Here is an 18,251-nt window from a genome sequence, read left to right as displayed (position 1 = left end):
CGCGGCACCGCCCTGGGCTTCAGAAACCTCACCCACTACATCACCAGAGCACTGCTCGACACCGGCGGATTCCGAACCCAACTACACGCATTTTTACGATGAGCCCGTTATCGGCACATGGGTGTTCTTCGTGCAGACCGCACGCGGCCAGTTGATCGATGCGATCACCTGGGAAACTGCTGCCGCACGGATGCAATTCTTACGCGGACCGGTCCAACAGTTACTCAACGTCTTACCGGAGGTTGTCGCTGTCCTAGCGGTTCTTGCGTTTCTGGTGCTCACACTAGCCAAGAAGCGTTTCTTCGCCTCCGGGATTGCACTGGCGATGTTCTTGGTCGCTAATGTGTCCGCACAAGTGTTGAAACACTGGATATTCTCCCGGCCCGATTTGGGAACCGGTATCCCCTACTACACGGGTAACTCATTGCCTAGTGGCCATACTGTCTTTGCGGCCGCTGCCGGGTTCTCGTTGATCCTGGTGGCTCGGCCCAGACAGCGACCGTGGGTTGCCGTGCTTGCGGTGGTTTTGTCTTCTGCGGTGGCGGCAGGCACGTTCATTGAAACGTGGCACCGGCCGGCAGACATGATGGCCGGTTTCTTCTTGGCCGCTGCGTGGGCTCTGGTGGCTGCGGCGATCTTAGCCAATAGAGGTCCGCAGGAGAATCAGTTGTTGGTTGCCGATCCCGGTGGCACTTCGCCGGTATCGATTTGGCTGATCTTGGGCGGATTGGCGCTGATTGCGGCCGCGGTGGCTTTCTTCGCCCTAGCCGGTGGTATCCAGGCTCTGCGTTACCCGTTCGCCGCGTTTTCAATGTGGCACTACTTAGCAGGGCTGGCCCTATCGATCGGGCCAGGGCTCTTGTCCTATGGTGCGGTGTTGTGGCGGCTGCAAACCGTGCGGCCGGCCCGTTTCTGAGTACTTGTCGTAAGACAGCAGACAACCCCGCGACCTAAGGGGATCACGCGTGTGATCATCGCGGGGTTGTCTGTGTCTATGGTGCCATGAGAAGACCCTTTTGTGGGCAACGATTGTCATGGCCCAACAGGAAGGTCTACTCGTGACCCGGTTACAGCATCATGGCTGCATTCGTCGGATTCTGCAAGCAGTCCGCCACAAAGCTGAGGAAACCGCTGGCGGTTCCGCCGTCACAGACTCGGTGGTCGAAGGACAGGGTGATCTCCATGATCTTGCGGACACACAGCTCGCCATCTTTCACCCATGGGCGCTCCAGAATGCGGCCTAGCCCCAAGATCGCAACTTCAGGGTGGTTGATCACTGCGGCCGAACCGTCCACGCCGAACACACCGTAGTTGTTGATCGTGAAGGTACCACGGGTCAGCTCCTGCGGGGTCGCTTGTCCGGTGCGGGCTTTCTCCGTCAAGTCCCGAATCTCTTGATCCAAGTCCATGATGTTCTTACCTGCGGTGTCCGTCAGCGCCGGGACCATCAGCCCGCGGTCAGTCTGCATCGCGAAGCCTAGGTTGACTCCGTCAAAGTAGCTGATGGTGTCCCCGTCGAATCGGGTGTTCAGCTCCGGGTAGCGCTGCAGGCCTGCCAGCACGTAGCGTCCCACGAAGGCCAACAAGGTTGGGGCCTGACCGGTAGCTGCTTTTTGCTGGGCACGCAGTTCAACCAAATCGGTGACGTCGATATCCAGCCATACGGTGGCCTCCGGGATCTCCCGCCGGGAGGTGGTCATGGCCTCCACGACGCGCTTGCGTACGCCCTTGACCTCATCGACCTTCGCGATCCGCAGACCAGTGCGGCCATCGGTTTCGCCGGCATGGGTTGCAGCAGCTGCGGGTGCCGTTGTTGCCGCGGTTTCTTCACTCGTCTCGGCGGCAGTATCAGTGGCGGCTAGGATGTCGGCGCGCAGAATCAGTCCGCCCGGACCGGAGCCGGTCACCTCGGAGAGTTTCACGCCACGCTCGTGGGCGAGTTTGCGCACCAGCGGTGAAACTACTCGCGGCGCTTGTTCCTCGGACTGGGACGGCGCATCGGCCGCGGCGTTTTCGGCTGTGGACTTTGCCGCAGCTGGGGCCTCTGGTTTGCGCCGGCGACGCCGCCGGCCGGAGCCCCCGGAGGTGCCGTAGCCGATCAGGACTGCACCGGAACCTTCTTCTTCCGGGTCCGGGACTGGTTCTTCCGGGGCGCTGGCACCGGCGCGTTCTTCTTCGCGGTAGTCCAGCGCCTGCTCCACCTCAATGGTGATCAGGGGTGCGCCGACGAGGATCTCTTCACCGACTTCACCGTGCAGCTGGTGCACCTTGCCGGCGTAGGGAGAGGGCACCTGGACGAGTGATTTTGCGGTCTCGACTTCGGCGATCGGCTGGTCCAGTTGGACCTCGTCACCGACGGCCACCAGCCATTGCATCAGATCTGCGCCGGTCAGGCCTTCACCGAGATCGGGTAGTTTGAAGACTTTCTGGCTCATTTATTCGTACTCCCATTGCAGCTGGTCGATAGTGTCTAGGATGCGGTCCACACTGGGCAGGTAGTACTCCTCCAGTTTGGGCGCCGGGTACGGCACGTCGAAGCCGGTGACCCGTTTGACTGGTGCTGCCAGTGAGTGGAAGCACCGCTCTTGGGTGCGTGCGACCAGTTCGGAAGCGATCGAGGCGAAGCCTTGCGGCTCGGCCACGACAACGGCGCGACCAGTCTTGCTGACTGAGGCGGCGATGATCTCATCATCCAGTGGCACCAGTGTCCGCAGATCGATGACCTCAACGTCGTAGCCTTCTTCAGCGGCGGCTTCGGCCGCGGCCAAGCAGGTGGGCACCTGCCCGCCGTAGCTGATCAGTGTCACGTCGGCGCCTTCTTTGCGAATAGCGCCGGTGCCTTCCGTCTGGGTGGATGATCCTGGGCCGAATTGTTCGGCTTTGGCGCGGAGCTCGTCGAGGTCGATCTCAGCCTTGGTCCAGTACAGTTTCTTTGGCTCCATGAACATCACCGGATCGTCCGACGCGATGGCCTCACGCAGCATCAGGTACGCATCTTCGACGGTTGCGGGGACGAACACTTTCAGCCCCGGGGTGTGCGCGTAGTAGCTTTCGGAAGAGTCGCAGTGGTGTTCCACACCACCGATTCCGCCGCCATGCGGGATCCGCACGGTGACCGGCATCTTGAACTTGCCCTTGGTGCGGTTGTGCATCTTGGCTAGGTGTGAGGCGATCTGTTCGAAGGCCGGGTAGGCGAACGCGTCGAACTGCATTTCGATCACGGGCCGAGCGTGGTTCATGGCCATGCCGATGGCCAGCCCGGCGATCCCGGACTCAGCCAGTGGGGTGTCGAAACAGCGTTCCCGCCCGTACTTTTCGGTCAGACCGTCGGTGATGCGGAAGACCCCGCCAAGGGTGCCCACGTCTTCACCGAAAATGACCACTGCATCGTCTGCTTCAATCGCGTCAGCGAGCGCCTGGTTGAGGGCACCTGCAAACGTCATCGTCTTCAGGCTCATTTAGTTTTCCTCCTGCGCAGCGGCCAACTCGGCCTCCAGAACGGCCCGTTGCTCACGTAGTTGTGCGGTGGGCTCGGTGTACACGTAGTCGAACATGTCCAGTGGTGATACCGGCACTTCTTCAGCCAATCCGGTCCGCAGGATGGACGCGCGGTCCTCCGCATCGGCGGCGATTTGGGCGGAGAGATCGTCGTTGAGCGCGCCGGTGGATTCTAGGTAGGAGCGCATCCGGATGACTGGGTCTTTGGCTTCCCACTCTTTGACCTCGTCGGATTCGCGGTAGCGGGTGTCGTCATCGGCATTGGTGTGGGCTTGCATCCGGTAGGTGTGGGCCTCCACGAGCAATGGACCGGAACCTGAGCGGGCGAGGCTGACGGCACGGTTCAGCACGGCCAGCAGTGCGACAAGGTCATTGCCGTCTACGCGTTCGCCAGCCATGCCGTAGCCGACGGCTTTGTGTGCCAAGGACGGCGCGACGGTTTGCTGGGACAGCGGCACCGAGATGGCGAACCCGTTGTTCTGCACGAAGAAAATCACCGGCAGGTTGAATACGGCTGCGAAGTTCAAGGCCTCGTGGAAGTCACCTTCACTGGTGGCTCCATCACCGCACATGGCCAAGCACACCGTGTTCTCCCCGCGCATCTTAGCCGCGTGGGCAACCCCAACGGCGTGGAGCAGCTGGGTGGTCAGCGGGGTCGACTGGATCGAGACATTGCGTTCGTGCGGGTCAAAACCGCCGTGCCAGTCACCGCGGAAGATGGTCATCACTTCTACCGGGTCGACGCCACGAGCCATCACCGCTACCGAGTCGCGGTACGTCGGAAATAGCCAGTCGCCTTCTTCTAAGCACATGGCCGCAGCCACCTGGCAGGCTTCCTGCCCGTGGCTGGATGGGTATACGGCCATCCGTCCCTGACGAACGAGTGCAGAGTTCTGGTCATTGACGCGCCGACCGATCACCAGCTGGCGGTAGGCCTCCATGACCTGTTCCTCGTCCGGCAAGGGGTAGGTGTGACCGGGCTGGGTGCCCTGCTGCTCTTCTGGCAGCAAAGAGCCGTCGGCACCAAGAATCTGAATTTGCCCGCGGGCCGGCAGCATATAGTCCTCTGCCGTGATGCCGAACCTGCGGCAGGTCTCTTCCATCTCCATGGGATCCTCCGTGAAGTAATACTTTTCTTCCTCCAATAGTGGCAAATCGGCACAACTTTTCAGATAGGATTCAAGATCTAGTAGACAGAATGAAGAATTCGGCGGATACTAGTAGAACTTATTGAACTGTGGTGCAGGCCACAAATACAAACAAGGAGTGGGGTGGATGGCAGACTCGGCGGCCGAAGCGCAGCGGAAGAAAGGCCCGGTTCAGCTCGATGAGATTGATCACGCGATCATGGAAGAACTGTCACGGGACGGTCGTATCAGCGTCGCAGCTTTAGCCCAAGCGGTCCATATTTCTCGCGCGCACTGCTATTCGCGGATGAATCGGCTGCTGGAGACCGGTGTCATCACCGGTTTTACCGCCACGATCGATCCTGTTCGATCGGGTCGAAGAGCCTCCGCCTATGTGATGCTCAAAACTCGGCAGCACTCTTGGCGGGAACTCAAAGCCGAGATCCTGAAGGTGCCTGAAGTCGAACATCTTGCTCTGGTCAGCGGCAGCTTTGACGTGTTGGTCTTGGTACGGGCCCGCGACAACCAAGATCTGCGCCGGCTGATCTTCGATAGCTTCCAGCATCTACCCGGCGTGGTTGATGCCCAGACGCACATCATCTTTGAGGACGAAGAAGCCCGCTAGAGGAAACCACGTTTTCGCCAGATGACGTGTTCGCTACCAGCGGGTCTATGATTGAGCCATGTCAATCACTCGCTCACTTGACCGGTATTTTCACATTACCGAGCGTAAGTCCACCATCACCCAAGAACTCCGTGGTGGGGCCGCCACCTTCTTTGCCATGAGCTACATCGTGGTGTTGAACCCGCTGATTCTCTCCGGCATGGACGGGGCCGGCAACCAACTAGGCCTGGGCCGTGTTGCGGCCGCCACCGCTTTCGTGGCCGGTGTGCTGTCGATCTTGATGGGTGTTTGGGCCAAACACCCATTCGCGTTGGCCACCGGTCTCGGCGTGAACGCCTTCGTTGCGATTACGGTTGCCACCAACCCCAATCTGACGTGGCCAGACATGATGGGCCTGATCGTGCTGGCCGGTCTGGCCATGATGGTGCTAGTTTTGACGGGTTTCCGCACCGCCGTTTTCAAGGCCGTGCCAGAGAGCCTGAAAGCCGCGATCGTGGCGGGCTTTGGTCTGTTCATTGCCTTGATCGGTTTCGTCAATGCTGGTTTTGTCCGGCGTATCCCGGATGAAGCTGGAACCACCGTCCCGGTCGGACTCGGTGTCGGTGGGCAACTGCTGGGCTGGCCCGTGTTGGTCTTCATCGTGGGGCTGATCCTGACGAGCATTCTGATGGCTCGCCAGGTCAAAGGTGCGATCCTTTACGGCATTCTCGCCTCGACCGTGCTGGCCAATATTTTGGAATGGGCGTTCAACATTGGGCCCTCCATGGACGCAGAAGGCAACGCTAATCCAGTCGGTTGGTCCTTGGTGGTACCAGGGTTCGATGCGTGGAGCGCACCAGATTTGTCTTTGATCGGACAGTTCTCCCTCTTTGGCGCGTTCGAGCACCTTGGTTTCACGGCCGCCACCTTGCTGGCATTTGTGATTCTGCTGTCGATCTTCTTTGACGCCATGGGTGTCACTGTTGGCTTGGCCCATCAGGCCGGTAACGTCAACCCGGACGGAACCATCCCCAACTTGGACCGGGTGCTGTTGGTTGATGCTGTGGGTGCCGCTGCCGGTGGCGCCAGCTCGATTTCCTCCAACCAGATCTTCGTTGAATCTGGGACCGGTATTGGTGAAGGTGCCCGCACCGGCTTGTCTTCGGTACTTACCGGTTTCCTGTTCCTCTGCGCCATGTTCCTCACCCCGCTGGTATCGCTCGTGCCATTCGAGGCTGTCGCCCCGGCGCTGGTGATCGTTGGGTTCCTCATGGTGCAGCAGCTCACCCGGGTCGATTTCACCGACATTGGGGTGGCGATCCCGGCGTTCTTGACGGTTGTGCTGATGCCGTTCACGTATTCGATCGCCAACGGTTTGGGCGCAGGTTTCGTTGCGTTCGCAGTGATCCGGCTGTTCCAAGGTCGTGGCAAAGAAGTTCACCCGCTGATGTGGGTCGTCGCAGCGGCCTTCGTGGTCTTCTTCGGCATGGGTGTGATCAACGGCTGGATGGAGTAAACGTCCAACGAGCAGTTGTCCGGCGGGGCTGGGAGCGCTTGGAAACAATTGTTGTTCCGTCAGCGTGCCCAGCCCCGCGGGAGCAACTTTTCAGCGTGCCGCTGGCCGTGTCAGCTTAGAGCTCCGGTTTGCCCTCGAATTTGGGTGCTCGTTTCTCCTGGAAGGCTTTGAACCCTTCAGCGTAGTCCGCCGTTTTGCACAGCTGTCCTTGCAGTTTGTTTTCTTCCTCCATGGAGTCCCAGAGGCCAAGACGCTGGTCGCGGACCTGGGCGACAAGCTGCTTGGAGGCGCGGAAGGCGTTAGTTGCACCGGCGGCGACCTTAGCTGCGATCTCGGCGGTGAAGTCCTGTAGTTCGTCGGCTTCAATCGCGCGGGAGAACAGCCCGGCGTTGACGGCTTCTTCGCCGGAGATCAAATCTGCGGTGTAGATCAAGTCCAAGGTGCGGTGGATGCCCAGGCGTTCGGTGAAGTACCAGTGCCCACCGGAATCCAAGGTGGCGCCTAGGTTTGCAAACGGTGAGCCAATCTTGGCGTTCTTCGCCACGTAGACAACATCTGTGGCAATCGCCAACCCGAGCCCTACCCCGAGGCACGCGCCTTGCACTGCGGCAAAGGTCGGTGCGGGGAACTCGGCCATCTTTTTCAACACCGGCTGCACCAGCTTGGACAGGTAATGGTAGGCGTCGTCGGTGGCGGGATCCACGTTGGAGATGTCCCGGCCGGCGCAAAAGCCGCGGCCTTCTCCGCGCAAGAGCAGCGCGCGGACAGTGCCGTCGGTAACGCCTGCGGCGGCAGCGTCATAGGCTTGGCCCAAGTCTGCCAAGGCCTGCTCGTCGAGGGAGTTCATCTTGTTTGGGGCGTTCAGGGTGATGGTCGCCAGGTTGTCTTCAATGGTGAGCTCGATCATGGACATGCTCAGGGGCTCCTCAAATGCTTGGTGGGTGGTGTTCACGGCTGCAGCCCACGCAATCTTTTCCGGACTACGTGGGCTGCAGGCTAACAGTATGGGTGGCAGGTGGCAGGCGGCCTAGGCGTCGAAGTCCACCTTGACGGACTCAGAGGTTGGGCGGGTCTGGCAGGTCAAAACGTAACCCTTTTCAACCTCATCTGGTTCCAGCGCGAAGTTGGCTTCCATTTCGGTTTCGCCTTCGACGACCTTGGCGCGGCAGGTACCGCACACGCCGCCGGCACAGGCGAACGGGACGTCCGCGCGGACTCGCAGTGCGGCGTTGAGGATCGTCTCGCGGGCGTTGGCCGGGGTCTGCACGGAGCCTTCAAGACCGTCGAGCTTGAAGTCGATGGTGAAGTTGTCCCCTGCTGGGTCCACCTCAACCGGGCGGCCGATGTTGCCTTCAGGGCGGTCGGCGGTGCCGGTGTTGAACAGTTCGAAGCGGACCTTCTCTTCAGCGACGCCCTTGTCTTTGAGGGTGTCGCGGATGAGCTGGACCAGCTCGAACGGGCCACAGATGAACCATTCGTCCACGGAGTCCACCTGGACCACGGTGTCGAGCAGCTGGGTGAGCTTGTCCGAGTCGATGCGGCCGGACAGCAGCGGGGAAATCCGCTGTTCCCGGGAGAGCACGTGGTGCAGCGCGAAGCGGGACGGGTAGCGGTCCTTCAGATCGGCGAGCTCTTCCACGAACATGACGTCCATGGCCGCCTTGTTGGCGTAGACCAAGTTGAAGTTCACGTTCTCATTGGCGGCCAGCACGGTGCGGGCAATGGCGATCACCGGGGTGATGCCAGAACCTGCGGCCAGCGCCACAAAGTTCCCGCCCTGCTGCACGTCGATGGACTCCGGGTCGTTCAGGCCGGTCATCTTGTGCTTGGAGATGAAGGCACCGGTTGGGCTCATCAGGTCCAGCTCGTCGCCGGCCTTGAGGTTTTCGTTGGCCCAGGTGGAGAACAGCCCACCCAAGTCCTTCTTGATCGCTACTTTGATTTCGCCCGGCTGTGGTTCGGCACAAATGGAGTAGGAACGGCGCAGTTCCACGTCGTTGCCGTCGGCGTCCGGGATGGTCGCGCGGATGGCCACGTATTGACCGGGCAGGTAATCGAAGTCGTCTTGCAGTTCGGCTGGGACCGCGAAGGTGACTTCGATGGAGTCGGCGGTGAGCTTGCGGACGTTGGAGACAGGCAGGGTGTAGAACCGGGCCCGGCTGGAGGCTGGGACCTCGGTGCCCTGCAGTTCTTGGTCGGAGGTGTTGGTCGTCATTTAGAGCACCTTGAAGTAGTCGAAAGGTTCCTTGCAGTCCAGGCACGTGTACAGCGCCTTGCATGCGGTGGAACCGAAGCGTGAGAGTTCTTGGGTGTTCAACGAGTGGCAGCGTGGGCATTTGACGGTCAACCCAACCGAGACCTTGCCATCAGCGGCCTTGGCGGCTGGTGGTGCGATCCCGTATTCGTTGAGTTTGCGTTTGCCTTCTTCGCTCATCCAGTCGGTTGTCCACGCTGGGGAGAGCACCAGATCCACGGCGACCTTCTCGTAGCCTTCTTTTTTGAAGGCGGTCTGGACGTCGTCACGGATCACATCCATGGCCGGGCAACCGGAATAGGTGGGGGTGATCGTCACGCGGACGGTCCCGTCCTCATCCTGCTCGACGGCACGGAGGATACCCAGATCTTCGATCGAAAGCACCGGGATTTCCGGGTCATTGACCGCGGCGGCGATGTCCCAAAGGGTCGGGGTATGGGTGGTAGTCATGTCAGTTCCGTTTTCTTACCAGGTGGCGCCGGGATGCTTCCTGGCCAGAGACTGCATCTCCGCCAGGATGTACCCCAAGTATTCGGATGGTTCACCCTTGCGTCCGCCACCCCACGATGGTGGGATCTGCGGAGCGGTCAAACCATTCTCGTCGAACAGGGCGTTCAGGCGCTCATCGAATTCGGCGCGCAGGGTCGATGGGCGTACAGCGACCCCCTCGAGCTGGTCCAGTTCGTCCCAATCGGTGAACATTTCGTTGACGTACGGCCAGTCGTAGGCGAACCCGGCTTCAAGGCGTTTCTTAGATTCTTCGGTGCCGCCGGCCAACCGCTGGATCCACATTTCGGCGTGGTCGCGGTGGTAGGCGACTTCCTTCAGGGATTTCTCCGCGATCGCGGCGATCATCTTGTCTTCGGAGCCCAACAGCGCGGTGTACAGCAGTTCTTGGTACAAGCCGAACAGGTACATGCGGGCGATCGTGCGGCCGAAGTCACCGCGTGGGTGCTGCACGATGTGCAGGCAGCGGAACTCTTCTTCGTCCCGGAAGTACGCCAAGTCGTCTTCCGTCTTGTCGCTGAAACGACCGGCGTAGGTCAGGAAGGAGCGGGCGTGACCGAGCAGGTCCAAGGCCACATTGGCCAAGGCAATGTCCTCTTCCATTTCTGGAGCGCGGGAAACCCACTCGGACAGGCGCTGACCCATGATCAGCGCGTCGTCCCCCAGCGCCATGGCGTAATCGGCCACGGCCTGGTTGGCTGGTTTGGCGTCAGCGACCGCGATGTCTTCCGGTCGCAGTGCGAAGCCCGGGGTGACGCGAGTGGCTGAGGCCGCCGAGTCACCGAAGCTTTCGAGGTTGTCCACATCCGTCACAGGTGCTTCACCCCTTCAGACTTGGTGTAGTAGGTGGCGTGCCGGTAGTCCTTACCTTTTGGGGACTCGAAAAAGTCATCCTTCAGATCTGGGTCGGAGGTGATGATGTCCTCGGAGCGGACGACCCACAGGGAGACACCTTCGTTGCGGCGGGTGTACAGGTCGCGGGCGTTGCGCACGGCCATCTCAGCGTCCGGGGCGTGCAGGGAGCCGGCGTGAACGTGGGACAAACCGCGGGAGGAGCGGACAAAGATTTCCCAGAGTGGCCATTCGTTCTGCTGTGCGTTCGACATTAGGCGACCTCAGCTTTCTTCTGTGCTTGTTTGGCGGCGTACACGGCGGCAGCTTCGCGCACCCATGCGCCTTCTTCATGTGCTTCGATCCGGCGCTCCATGCGCTGGGCGTTGCAAGGACCGTTTCCGCGAATGACGGACTTGAATTCGTCCCAGTCCAGTTCGCCGAAGTCGTAGTGACCACGCTCTTCATTCCACTTCAGGTCGGGATCTGGCAGGGTCAGGCCCAGGGCCTCAACCTGCGGGACGATCATGTCCACGAAGCGCTGGCGCAGCTCGTCATTGGAGAAGCGCTTGATGTTCCAAGCCATGGACTGCTTGGAGTTAGGCGAGTCGGCATCTGGTGGGCCGAACATCTGAAGGGCGGGACCGTAGAAGCGGTTGACGGCGTCTTGGGCCATCTGCTTCTGCTCTTCAGTGCCGTGGGAGAGTTCGTACAGGATTTCCCAACCCTGGCGCTGGTGGAAGGACTCTTCCTTACAGATACGCACCATGGCACGACCGTACGGGCCGTAGGAGGTGCGGCACAGCGGAACCTGGTTGCAGATCGCAGCACCGTCGACCAGCCAGCCGATCGCGCCCATGTCTGCCCACGTCCGGGCCGGGTAGTTGAAGATGGAGGAGTACTTGGCTTTACCCTCGAGCAGCTGATCGTTCAGCGTGTCACGTGGGGTACCCAAGGTTTCGGCTGCCGAGTACAGGTACAGACCGTGGCCGGCCTCATCCTGCACCTTGGCGATCAGGATGGACTTGCGCTTCAGCGATGGAGCGCGGGTAATCCAGTTAGCTTCTGGCTGCATGCCGATGATTTCGGAGTGGGCGTGCTGAGAGACCTGACGGGTCAGGGTCTTGCGGTAGCCTTCCGGCATCCAGTCGCGTGGTTCGATGCGGGAATCTTCTTGAATAATTTTGTCAAAACGCTGCTGACCGGCGGCTTCCTCTTCGGAAGGCACGGCGTGCAGTTGGGCCTCATTGTTGGCCATAACAGTCACCTCACTGTTGATCCATACTGTTGGCGTATCCCCGGCCAATGTTTGACCTGCTGACCGGTGACCCCAAAGATCTAGGTTGTGGGGCCAGACATCGTTCGTGGCGTAGACCACTACCGAATTACTGACCGTTCGTTCAGAATATACAACCGCTCTGCCCCCGTCAATTGTTTTGCGGGAAAAGTTTTGCGCCAGGAAACTCGACCCGTGGTTGTTTATCGGTTGGCGAGTTTGGCAGAATCCAAGGATGATCACCTCTTCAACAGATGCTTCACAAAATGCTGCCCCGGTCGCCCCACGGCGCCCAACGACGCGCAGCCACCACGGCCACGATTTCATCGATGATTACGAATGGTTGCGGGACAAGGACAGCCCCGAAGTTCTCGGGTTGATGCAGCAGGAGCTCGACTACGCCCAAGCCGCCACGGAGCAACTAAACCCGTTGCGCGCGGAACTGTTTGAAGAGATTAAGAACCGCAACGTGGAGACCGTGGTCTCCGCCCCGACCCGTAAGGGCGACTGGTGGTACACCGTCCGGAACACCGAGGACACGCAGTACCCGCGCTACTACCGACTGCCGGCCAGCAACACCGGGGATGCCCGTGCCGACTACACGGCCCCGGTCCTACTGGATGCGGCACCGGACCCTGCCGAAGAGCTGATCCTTGACTGCAACGAGCTGGCTGCCGGCCAAGAGTTCTTCAGCTTAGGCGGGTTGACCGTCAGCGAAGATGGCACCTTGATGGCGTACGCCACCGACACGACCGGGGATGAACGCTTCACCATTTACTTCAAGGATCTCAATACTGGGCAGCTGCGCGCCGAGCAGATTGACGGCGCCTTCTATAGCTTGGCCTTTGATCCGACCGGGAAGCGGCTGTTCTACACGGTGGTGGATGCTACTTGGCGTCCGCACCAGATCAAAGTGCACACCTTGGGCACCGACCCGGCAACCGACACCGTGCTGTTTCAGGAAGATGAAGCGAGCATGTGGCTGGACTTTGGACTGACAGAGCAGCGCGATGAGCTGCTGATCTCAGTGGGCAACTCCGAATACAGCGAATCGTGGGGTTATCTACTGACGGATCCGGAAGCTTCCCTGACCAAATACATTGATCGAGACCAGCAGCTGTTGCACAGCGTGGACGCGGTCGTGGAAAGCGACGGTGAGCGTCACTACGTACTCACCCACGACCGATACGGTCCAAACAACGCGATCAGCCTTGTGGCCCGCGACGAGTTCGCCAAGCCGCTACACCAACAGCGGTGGCGGCACATTATTGACCACCGGGACGACGTGAAACTCGACGGAGCCGCGCGCAACAAGTCTTTCTTGGTGGTGGAAGCCCGCAAGGACACCGCGCCACGCGTGCTCGTGCTGCCGTTGACGGAACTCGAGAAGGCCGGCACCGACCAGGATCTTTTCGGACAGCTCATCGAACCACACTTCGATGAAGAGCTCTACTCGCTGGGCGCCGCCTACCTGAGCATTGACTCCGATCTGATCCGCCTAGGCCTGACCTCTTTCACCACCGCCGACCAACTTTGGGACTGGTGGGTGGCACAGGACTCGCTCACCCTGGTGAAGGAACGTGCGGTGCGCGATTACAACGCCGCCGATTACGTAGTCGAGCGGCTGTGGGCCCCAGCTGCCGACGGCACCAAGATCCCGCTATCGGTCATGCGACACAAGGACGTCAAACAAGACGGCACCGCACCAATGTTCATCTACGGGTACGGCTCCTACGAAATTTCTATCGACCCAAGCTTCTCCATCCCCCGACTCTCCCTGCTGGACCGGGGCGTGGTCTACGTGGTGGCCCACATCCGTGGCGGTGGCGAGCTGGGCCGCAGCTGGTACACCGAGGGCAAGAAACTGCACAAGATGCGCAGCTTCACCGACTTCGTGGACGCGACCCGATACATGGGCAGCACCGGCTGGATTGACCCGGAGAAGGTCGCAGCCGCCGGCCGCTCCGCCGGTGGATTGCTGATGGGCGCCATCACCAATCTTGCACCGGAGCTCTACAAGTTGATCATCGCTGGCGTACCGTTCGTGGACCCACTGACCTCCATCTTGGACCCGGAGCTTCCGCTGTCCGCACTGGAGTGGGAAGAGTGGGGCAACCCCATCACAGACCCGGAGGTGTACGAGTACATGCGTTCCTACTCCCCGTACGAAAACATCACCGACCGGCACTACCCCACCGTATTGGCCGTGACAAACCTCCACGACACCCGGGTGCTGTACGTGGAGCCAGCCAAGTGGGTTCAACTGCTGCGCCGGCATCAACAGGCCGCAGCCCCCATCTTGCTGAAGATTGACATGGAAGGTGGGCACGGAGGCGGCTCCGGCCGCCATAAGAGCTGGCAAGACTGGGCTTGGGAACACGCTGTGGCACTCGACATTTTTGGGATTTCTGCCAAGTAACACGCCGGAACGTCTTGACTATTCGGCCAAAACAGGATTACCTAATGAACATTCGGTAAATGCTGGTGAGAGGGATCACATGGCCTCCGACAATCAAGACACGGCAACAGCAGCCAGCCTCCAAGACGAGGCTGAACTGCTGCATCCCATGATGGCCACTGACTATGTCAGTCACTGGATGGGTGTTGACGTTCTCGCGGTTCGAGACGGTCATGCCACCATCACCATGACGGTCCGCAAAGACATGCTCAATGGCTTTGGCACCGGCCAAGGTGGCGTCGTGTTCGCGTTCGCGGATTCAGCTTTCGCATTGGCTTGCAACCCAGCGCATGAGACCGAAACTGTTACGGTCGCTTCCGGTGTAGATATCAACTTTTTGGCCCCAGCGGTGCTGGGCCGAAAGCTGACAGCTATTGCCAATAAACGCACCCAATTCGGCCGTAGCGGCATTTATGACATCCAAGTCTTGCAAGAAACGCCCGAGGGCTCACAGGAGCTCATCGCGGAATTCCGCGGTCGCTCTCGGACCGTTCCCCGACCCAAAAACTGACGCAAGAGTGCCCATTAGAAAAGGTGAACCAATGACCACCACCGCCCATGACAAGGTTGAACTTCCCAACCCACTGGACCCAGAAGAGACCATGAGCCGTGATGAGCTGGAAGCCCTCCAGCTCGAGCGGCTGCAGCATATTGTGGCGTACGCCTACGAGCGCGTGCCGATGTACAAGAAGAAGTACGACGAAGTCGGCGTTCACCCTTCCGACCTGAAGGAACTCGACGACCTTCGCCTCTTCCCCTTCACCGAGAAGGAAGACCTCCGCCAGAACTACCCATTCGGGATGTTCGCCGTTCCGATGCACGAGGTCACCCGCATTCATGCCTCCTCCGGTACCACCGGCTTGCCCACCGTGGTCGGCTACACCGAGCAGGACATTGAGGACTGGGCCAAGCTCTTTGCACGTTCTATGCGTCTGTCCGGCGTCAAGCCAGGCATGAAGGTTCACAACGCCTACGGTTACGGGCTGTTCACCGGCGGGCTGGGTGCCCACTACGGCGCCACCAAACTGGGTTGCACCGTCATCCCAATGTCCGGCGGCCAGACCGAGAAACAGATCCAGCTCATCAACGACTTTGAGCCGGACGTCATCATGTGTACCCCGACCTACCTGCTGACCATCGCCGATGCCATGCAGAAGAAGGGCTTGGACCCGAAGGACACCTCCCTGCAGATCGCAGTTCTGGGTGCCGAGCCGTGGACCGAAGAGATGCGTCACGAGCTAGAAACCACCATGGACATCAAGGCCTGCGACATTTACGGCCTGTCCGAAATCATGGGCCCTGGTGTCGCCGGTGAGGACGTCGAACGCCAGGACGGCTCCCATATTTGGGAGGATCACTTCCGTCCGGAGATCATTGACCCGTTCGACCCGACCAAGGTTCTGGGTGACGGCGAGCCAGGCGAGCTCGTGTTCACCACGCTGACCAAGCAAGCGCTGCCCATCATCCGCTACCGCACCCACGACCTGACTCGCCTGCTGCCAGGCACCGCCCGCCCAGCGCACCGACGCATGGGCCGCATCACCGGCCGCTCCGATGACATGATCATCCTGCGTGGCGTGAACATCTTCCCCACCCAAATCGAAGAGATCGCACTGAAGATCCCGGGCCTGTCCCCGCACTTCCAGCTAGAAATTACCCGTCCAGACCGGATGGACCAGCTGGCCGTGAAGATCGAACGTCGTGACGACTGCAATGTCGAAGACGGCGAGAAGGCCGGTAAGGAACTGCAGCGGCTGATCAAGATCCACGTTGGCTCATCTTGTGCCATCCACGTGGTCGAGCCAGGCTCGCTGGCACGCTCATCCGGCAAGCTACGCCGCATCTACGATTTGCGCGATAACAAGTAAACTGTCAGTCGCGAACTGACCAAAATAGTGGGGGCTTTTCTGGGCGGCCGCAACCGTGGTTGCCCAGAAAAGCCCCGATTTGTCCCTCAAGAAAGGTCCCTTGAACATGTCGACAAGCAAGCAGGCGGTGACGGCACGCCGCGGACGTCCCGGTTATGACCAGCAAACTGTGCTGCAGATTGCGGTTGATGTGTTCAACCGGCACGGCTACGAAGCCACCAGCATGGGGATCCTGGCCGAGAACCTAGGCATCTCAAAATCCGCCATTTACCACCATGTTCCTTCTAAAGAAGACCTGCTACGCCTTGCTTTGGATGAAGCCCTCGGCGGCCTAGAAGGCGTTTGGGCCGACGGCCGCTCCAAAGATGGCTCCGCCGTGCAGCGGCTATCGTTCGTGATCAAGGCCATTCTGCGGGTCTTGGCAACCCGGTTGCCCTACGTGACACTGCTGCTACGGTTGCGCGGCAACACCGACATGGAGCAAGCCGCACTCGCCCGGCGGCGCGACTTTGACCACCGCCTAGCGGACCTCGTGCGGATGGCCCAGGCTGAAGGGTCGGTACGGGGCGACATTGATCCACGACTCATCTCCCGACTGGTGTTCGGTACCATCAACTCAATCGTCGAGTGGTACAAACCAGGCGGAACGCTCTCCGTTGACGAGCTCATCACCAACGTGTACCAAATCATCGCCCGGGGTATGTACTCCGACGGGGATGACTAAGAGCTCACATCCACAAGTGGTGGTCAGGATTGGATATCTGACCAACACTCTTGTCGTTAAGCCCCGTTACCTTTTAGGTGTCACTGTTTTCCGGCAGGATATGCAGTGTAGGTCACCAGCTGGTTCCGGCATGATGGTTGCCCCCAGTCGTTGATGATTCGGGGGGTGTAGTCACCGAAACCAGTCTGGTTCGTTCGGATCGCTAATAGAAGCACGCCTGAAACTGTTGTGGGTCTTTGTAACGTGGATGTGAGCGCACGAATCATTGGTCACCTAAGTTTTTTGTTGGAATCTGACTGAGAAGGTGACCATGGGCATTCATCAGATATTTTTAGGCGTTGATGTCGGCAAAACTGAACATCACGCCACCGCAGTCAATCACGATGGCAACATCGTGCACGATCGGCCGTTGCCACAATCTGAACCCAAGATTCAGGAACTTTTGAAGGATCTTAGCGCCAAACACGGCGAGCTGTTGGTCGTGGTCGATCAGCCTAAAACTATCGGTGCACTTGTTGTGGCAGTAGCTCAGCACATGAACGTTCAGGTGGCATATTTGCCAGGGCTCACCATGCGGCGTGTCGCGGATTTACACCCAGGACAGGCCAAAACTGATGCCCGAGACGCCTATATCATCGCTGAAACAGCACGCACCATGCCTCACACCCTGCGTGGTATCACGATGGCAGAAGAGCATATCGCTGAGCTGTCAATGCTGTGTGGTTTTGACGATGACCTAGCCGCACAACTGACACAAGTGCGCAACCGTCTGCGTGGGCTGCTGACCCAGATCCATCCATCACTAGAACAGGTGCTAGGCCCACGGCTTGCATACCCTGCCGTAGTCGATCTGCTGGGCAGATACCCAACACCTGCAGCGCTCAAGCGTGCTGGCAAAGGTCATGTGAAAACACGGTTGAAGAAACGGGCACCGCGGATGGCAACACGGTTGACCGAGGAGATCTTTCGTGCGTTAACCGAGCAGACGACCGTGGTGACCGGCACTCAAGCCGCTGAACATATCATTGGTCGCCTAGCGGCTCAGTTGCAACAATTGGCTCAACAGCGCACAGATATTGAAGCCGAGATCTTGTTAGTAGTTGATGCTCACCCTCTCACCCAAGTCCTGACCTCCATGCCAGGAGTAGGGGTCAGGACTGCTGCCCGAATCCTCACCGAAGTCGTGGGCAAAGACTTCAAATCCGCAGCACACCTAGCATCATATGCCGGCATCGCACCAGTCACACGCCGCTCTGGTACTTCTATTCGTGGCGAAACATCATCAAGGCGCGGCAATAAAGTTCTAAAACGGGTGTTATTCCTATCAGCCTTCGCATCCATCAAAGCCGATCCAGCATCCCGAGCTTACTATGACAAGAAACGAGCCCAAGGCAAACGCCATAACCAAGCCATCCTCGCACTGGCCCGACGCCGCTCGGATGTCCTATTCGCCATGCTCAGAGACGGCACCTTCTACGAATCCCGCTCCACACAACTTGCACCAGCAGCTTGACGAAAACCATAGAAGCACCCCCTAGCCAGAGGGGGTGGTGGGGCAGCCGCGATCTTACGGCCACCCCGGCAGGTC

The 18,251-nt window shown here is 59.7% G+C and carries 17 protein-coding genes; 8 read left to right on the top strand and 9 right to left on the bottom strand.

Annotated features, from left to right (window positions below; genetic code table 11):
- The first annotated feature begins 190 nt into the window (after window positions 1-190).
- Window positions 191-916, top strand: coding sequence for a phosphatase PAP2 family protein (locus ACFFFR_RS04835; protein WP_377458400.1), 726 nt, complete (start codon window positions 191-193; stop codon window positions 914-916).
- 151 nt (window positions 917-1,067) lie between these two features.
- Here ACFFFR_RS04835 and ACFFFR_RS04830 read toward each other — a convergent pair whose 3' ends face one another.
- Genes ACFFFR_RS04830 through pdhA form a run of 3 tightly spaced genes read right to left on the bottom strand, consistent with a single transcriptional unit; the run spans window position 1,068 to window position 4,607 of the window.
- Complete coding sequence (locus ACFFFR_RS04830; RefSeq protein WP_377458394.1) at window positions 1,068-2,435, bottom strand: dihydrolipoamide acetyltransferase family protein; 1,368 nt, start codon at window positions 2,433-2,435, stop codon at window positions 1,068-1,070.
- Complete coding sequence (locus ACFFFR_RS04825; RefSeq protein ID WP_377458393.1) at window positions 2,436-3,458, bottom strand: alpha-ketoacid dehydrogenase subunit beta; 1,023 nt, start codon at window positions 3,456-3,458, stop codon at window positions 2,436-2,438.
- Window positions 3,459-4,607: a pyruvate dehydrogenase (acetyl-transferring) E1 component subunit alpha gene (pdhA, locus tag ACFFFR_RS04820; RefSeq protein ID WP_377458392.1), complete on the bottom strand. Its 1,149-nt coding sequence runs from the start codon at window positions 4,605-4,607 to the stop codon at window positions 3,459-3,461.
- Between the two features lie 166 nt (window positions 4,608-4,773).
- Here pdhA and ACFFFR_RS04815 point away from each other — a divergent pair, with 166 nt between their 5' ends.
- A complete protein-coding gene (locus ACFFFR_RS04815; protein ID WP_377458391.1) occupies window positions 4,774-5,250 on the top strand; it encodes an Lrp/AsnC family transcriptional regulator in 477 nt (158 codons plus the stop codon).
- Between the two features lie 58 nt (window positions 5,251-5,308).
- Complete coding sequence (locus ACFFFR_RS04810) at window positions 5,309-6,745, top strand: NCS2 family permease (protein ID WP_377458390.1); 1,437 nt, start codon at window positions 5,309-5,311, stop codon at window positions 6,743-6,745.
- 115 nt (window positions 6,746-6,860) lie between these two features.
- Here ACFFFR_RS04810 and ACFFFR_RS04805 read toward each other — a convergent pair whose 3' ends face one another.
- The 6 genes from ACFFFR_RS04805 to paaA all read right to left on the bottom strand — a co-directional run bounded on the left by ACFFFR_RS04805 (window position 6,861) and on the right by paaA (window position 11,595).
- The gene (locus tag ACFFFR_RS04805) at window positions 6,861-7,652 is read right to left on the bottom strand and encodes an enoyl-CoA hydratase/isomerase family protein (RefSeq protein WP_377458399.1); all 792 of its coding nucleotides are present in this window, start codon (window positions 7,650-7,652) and stop codon (window positions 6,861-6,863) included.
- A gap of 120 nt (window positions 7,653-7,772) precedes the next feature.
- The gene (gene paaE / locus ACFFFR_RS04800) at window positions 7,773-8,960 is read right to left on the bottom strand and encodes a 1,2-phenylacetyl-CoA epoxidase subunit PaaE (RefSeq protein ID WP_377458389.1); all 1,188 of its coding nucleotides are present in this window, start codon (window positions 8,958-8,960) and stop codon (window positions 7,773-7,775) included.
- Window positions 8,961-9,449 (bottom strand): 1,2-phenylacetyl-CoA epoxidase subunit PaaD, encoded by a 489-nt coding sequence (gene paaD / locus ACFFFR_RS04795; protein ID WP_377458388.1) that lies wholly within the window; start codon window positions 9,447-9,449, stop codon window positions 8,961-8,963.
- 15 nt (window positions 9,450-9,464) lie between these two features.
- Window positions 9,465-10,319, bottom strand: a complete 855-nt coding sequence (gene paaC, locus ACFFFR_RS04790; protein WP_377458387.1) for a 1,2-phenylacetyl-CoA epoxidase subunit PaaC — start codon at window positions 10,317-10,319, stop codon at window positions 9,465-9,467.
- Window positions 10,316-10,612: a 1,2-phenylacetyl-CoA epoxidase subunit PaaB gene (gene paaB / locus ACFFFR_RS04785; protein ID WP_377458386.1), complete on the bottom strand. Its 297-nt coding sequence runs from the start codon at window positions 10,610-10,612 to the stop codon at window positions 10,316-10,318. Before paaB ends, paaC begins: the two co-directional genes overlap by 4 nt.
- Entirely contained in the window at window positions 10,612-11,595 is a 984-nt protein-coding gene (paaA, locus tag ACFFFR_RS04780) for a 1,2-phenylacetyl-CoA epoxidase subunit PaaA (protein WP_377458385.1), read from the bottom strand. Before paaA ends, paaB begins: the two co-directional genes overlap by 1 nt.
- A 253-nt stretch (window positions 11,596-11,848) precedes the next feature.
- Between paaA and ACFFFR_RS04775 the strand changes: the two genes are divergently transcribed.
- The 5 genes from ACFFFR_RS04775 to ACFFFR_RS04755 all read left to right on the top strand — a co-directional run bounded on the left by ACFFFR_RS04775 (window position 11,849) and on the right by ACFFFR_RS04755 (window position 18,176).
- On the top strand, window positions 11,849-14,032 hold the full coding sequence (locus tag ACFFFR_RS04775; protein WP_377458384.1) for a S9 family peptidase: 2,184 nt from the start codon (window positions 11,849-11,851) through the stop codon (window positions 14,030-14,032).
- 148 nt (window positions 14,033-14,180) lie between these two features.
- Complete coding sequence (gene paaI, locus ACFFFR_RS04770; protein ID WP_377458398.1) at window positions 14,181-14,582, top strand: hydroxyphenylacetyl-CoA thioesterase PaaI; 402 nt, start codon at window positions 14,181-14,183, stop codon at window positions 14,580-14,582.
- A 31-nt stretch (window positions 14,583-14,613) separates the two neighbouring features.
- Complete coding sequence (gene paaK / locus ACFFFR_RS04765; protein ID WP_377458383.1) at window positions 14,614-15,939, top strand: phenylacetate--CoA ligase PaaK; 1,326 nt, start codon at window positions 14,614-14,616, stop codon at window positions 15,937-15,939.
- A 106-nt stretch (window positions 15,940-16,045) separates the two neighbouring features.
- Entirely contained in the window at window positions 16,046-16,663 is a 618-nt protein-coding gene (locus ACFFFR_RS04760; protein WP_377458382.1) for a TetR/AcrR family transcriptional regulator, read from the top strand.
- 310 nt (window positions 16,664-16,973) lie between these two features.
- Window positions 16,974-18,176: an IS110 family RNA-guided transposase gene (locus tag ACFFFR_RS04755; protein WP_377458397.1), complete on the top strand. Its 1,203-nt coding sequence runs from the start codon at window positions 16,974-16,976 to the stop codon at window positions 18,174-18,176.
- The last annotated feature ends 75 nt before the right edge of the window (window positions 18,177-18,251 follow it).

The organism is Micrococcoides hystricis, from assembly GCF_042434215.1.
GTDB classification, from domain to species: Bacteria; Actinomycetota; Actinomycetes; order Actinomycetales; family Micrococcaceae; genus Micrococcoides; species Micrococcoides hystricis.
Note: the sequence above shows the minus strand (reverse complement) of the source record. Positions and strands in the feature narration are given on the sequence as shown.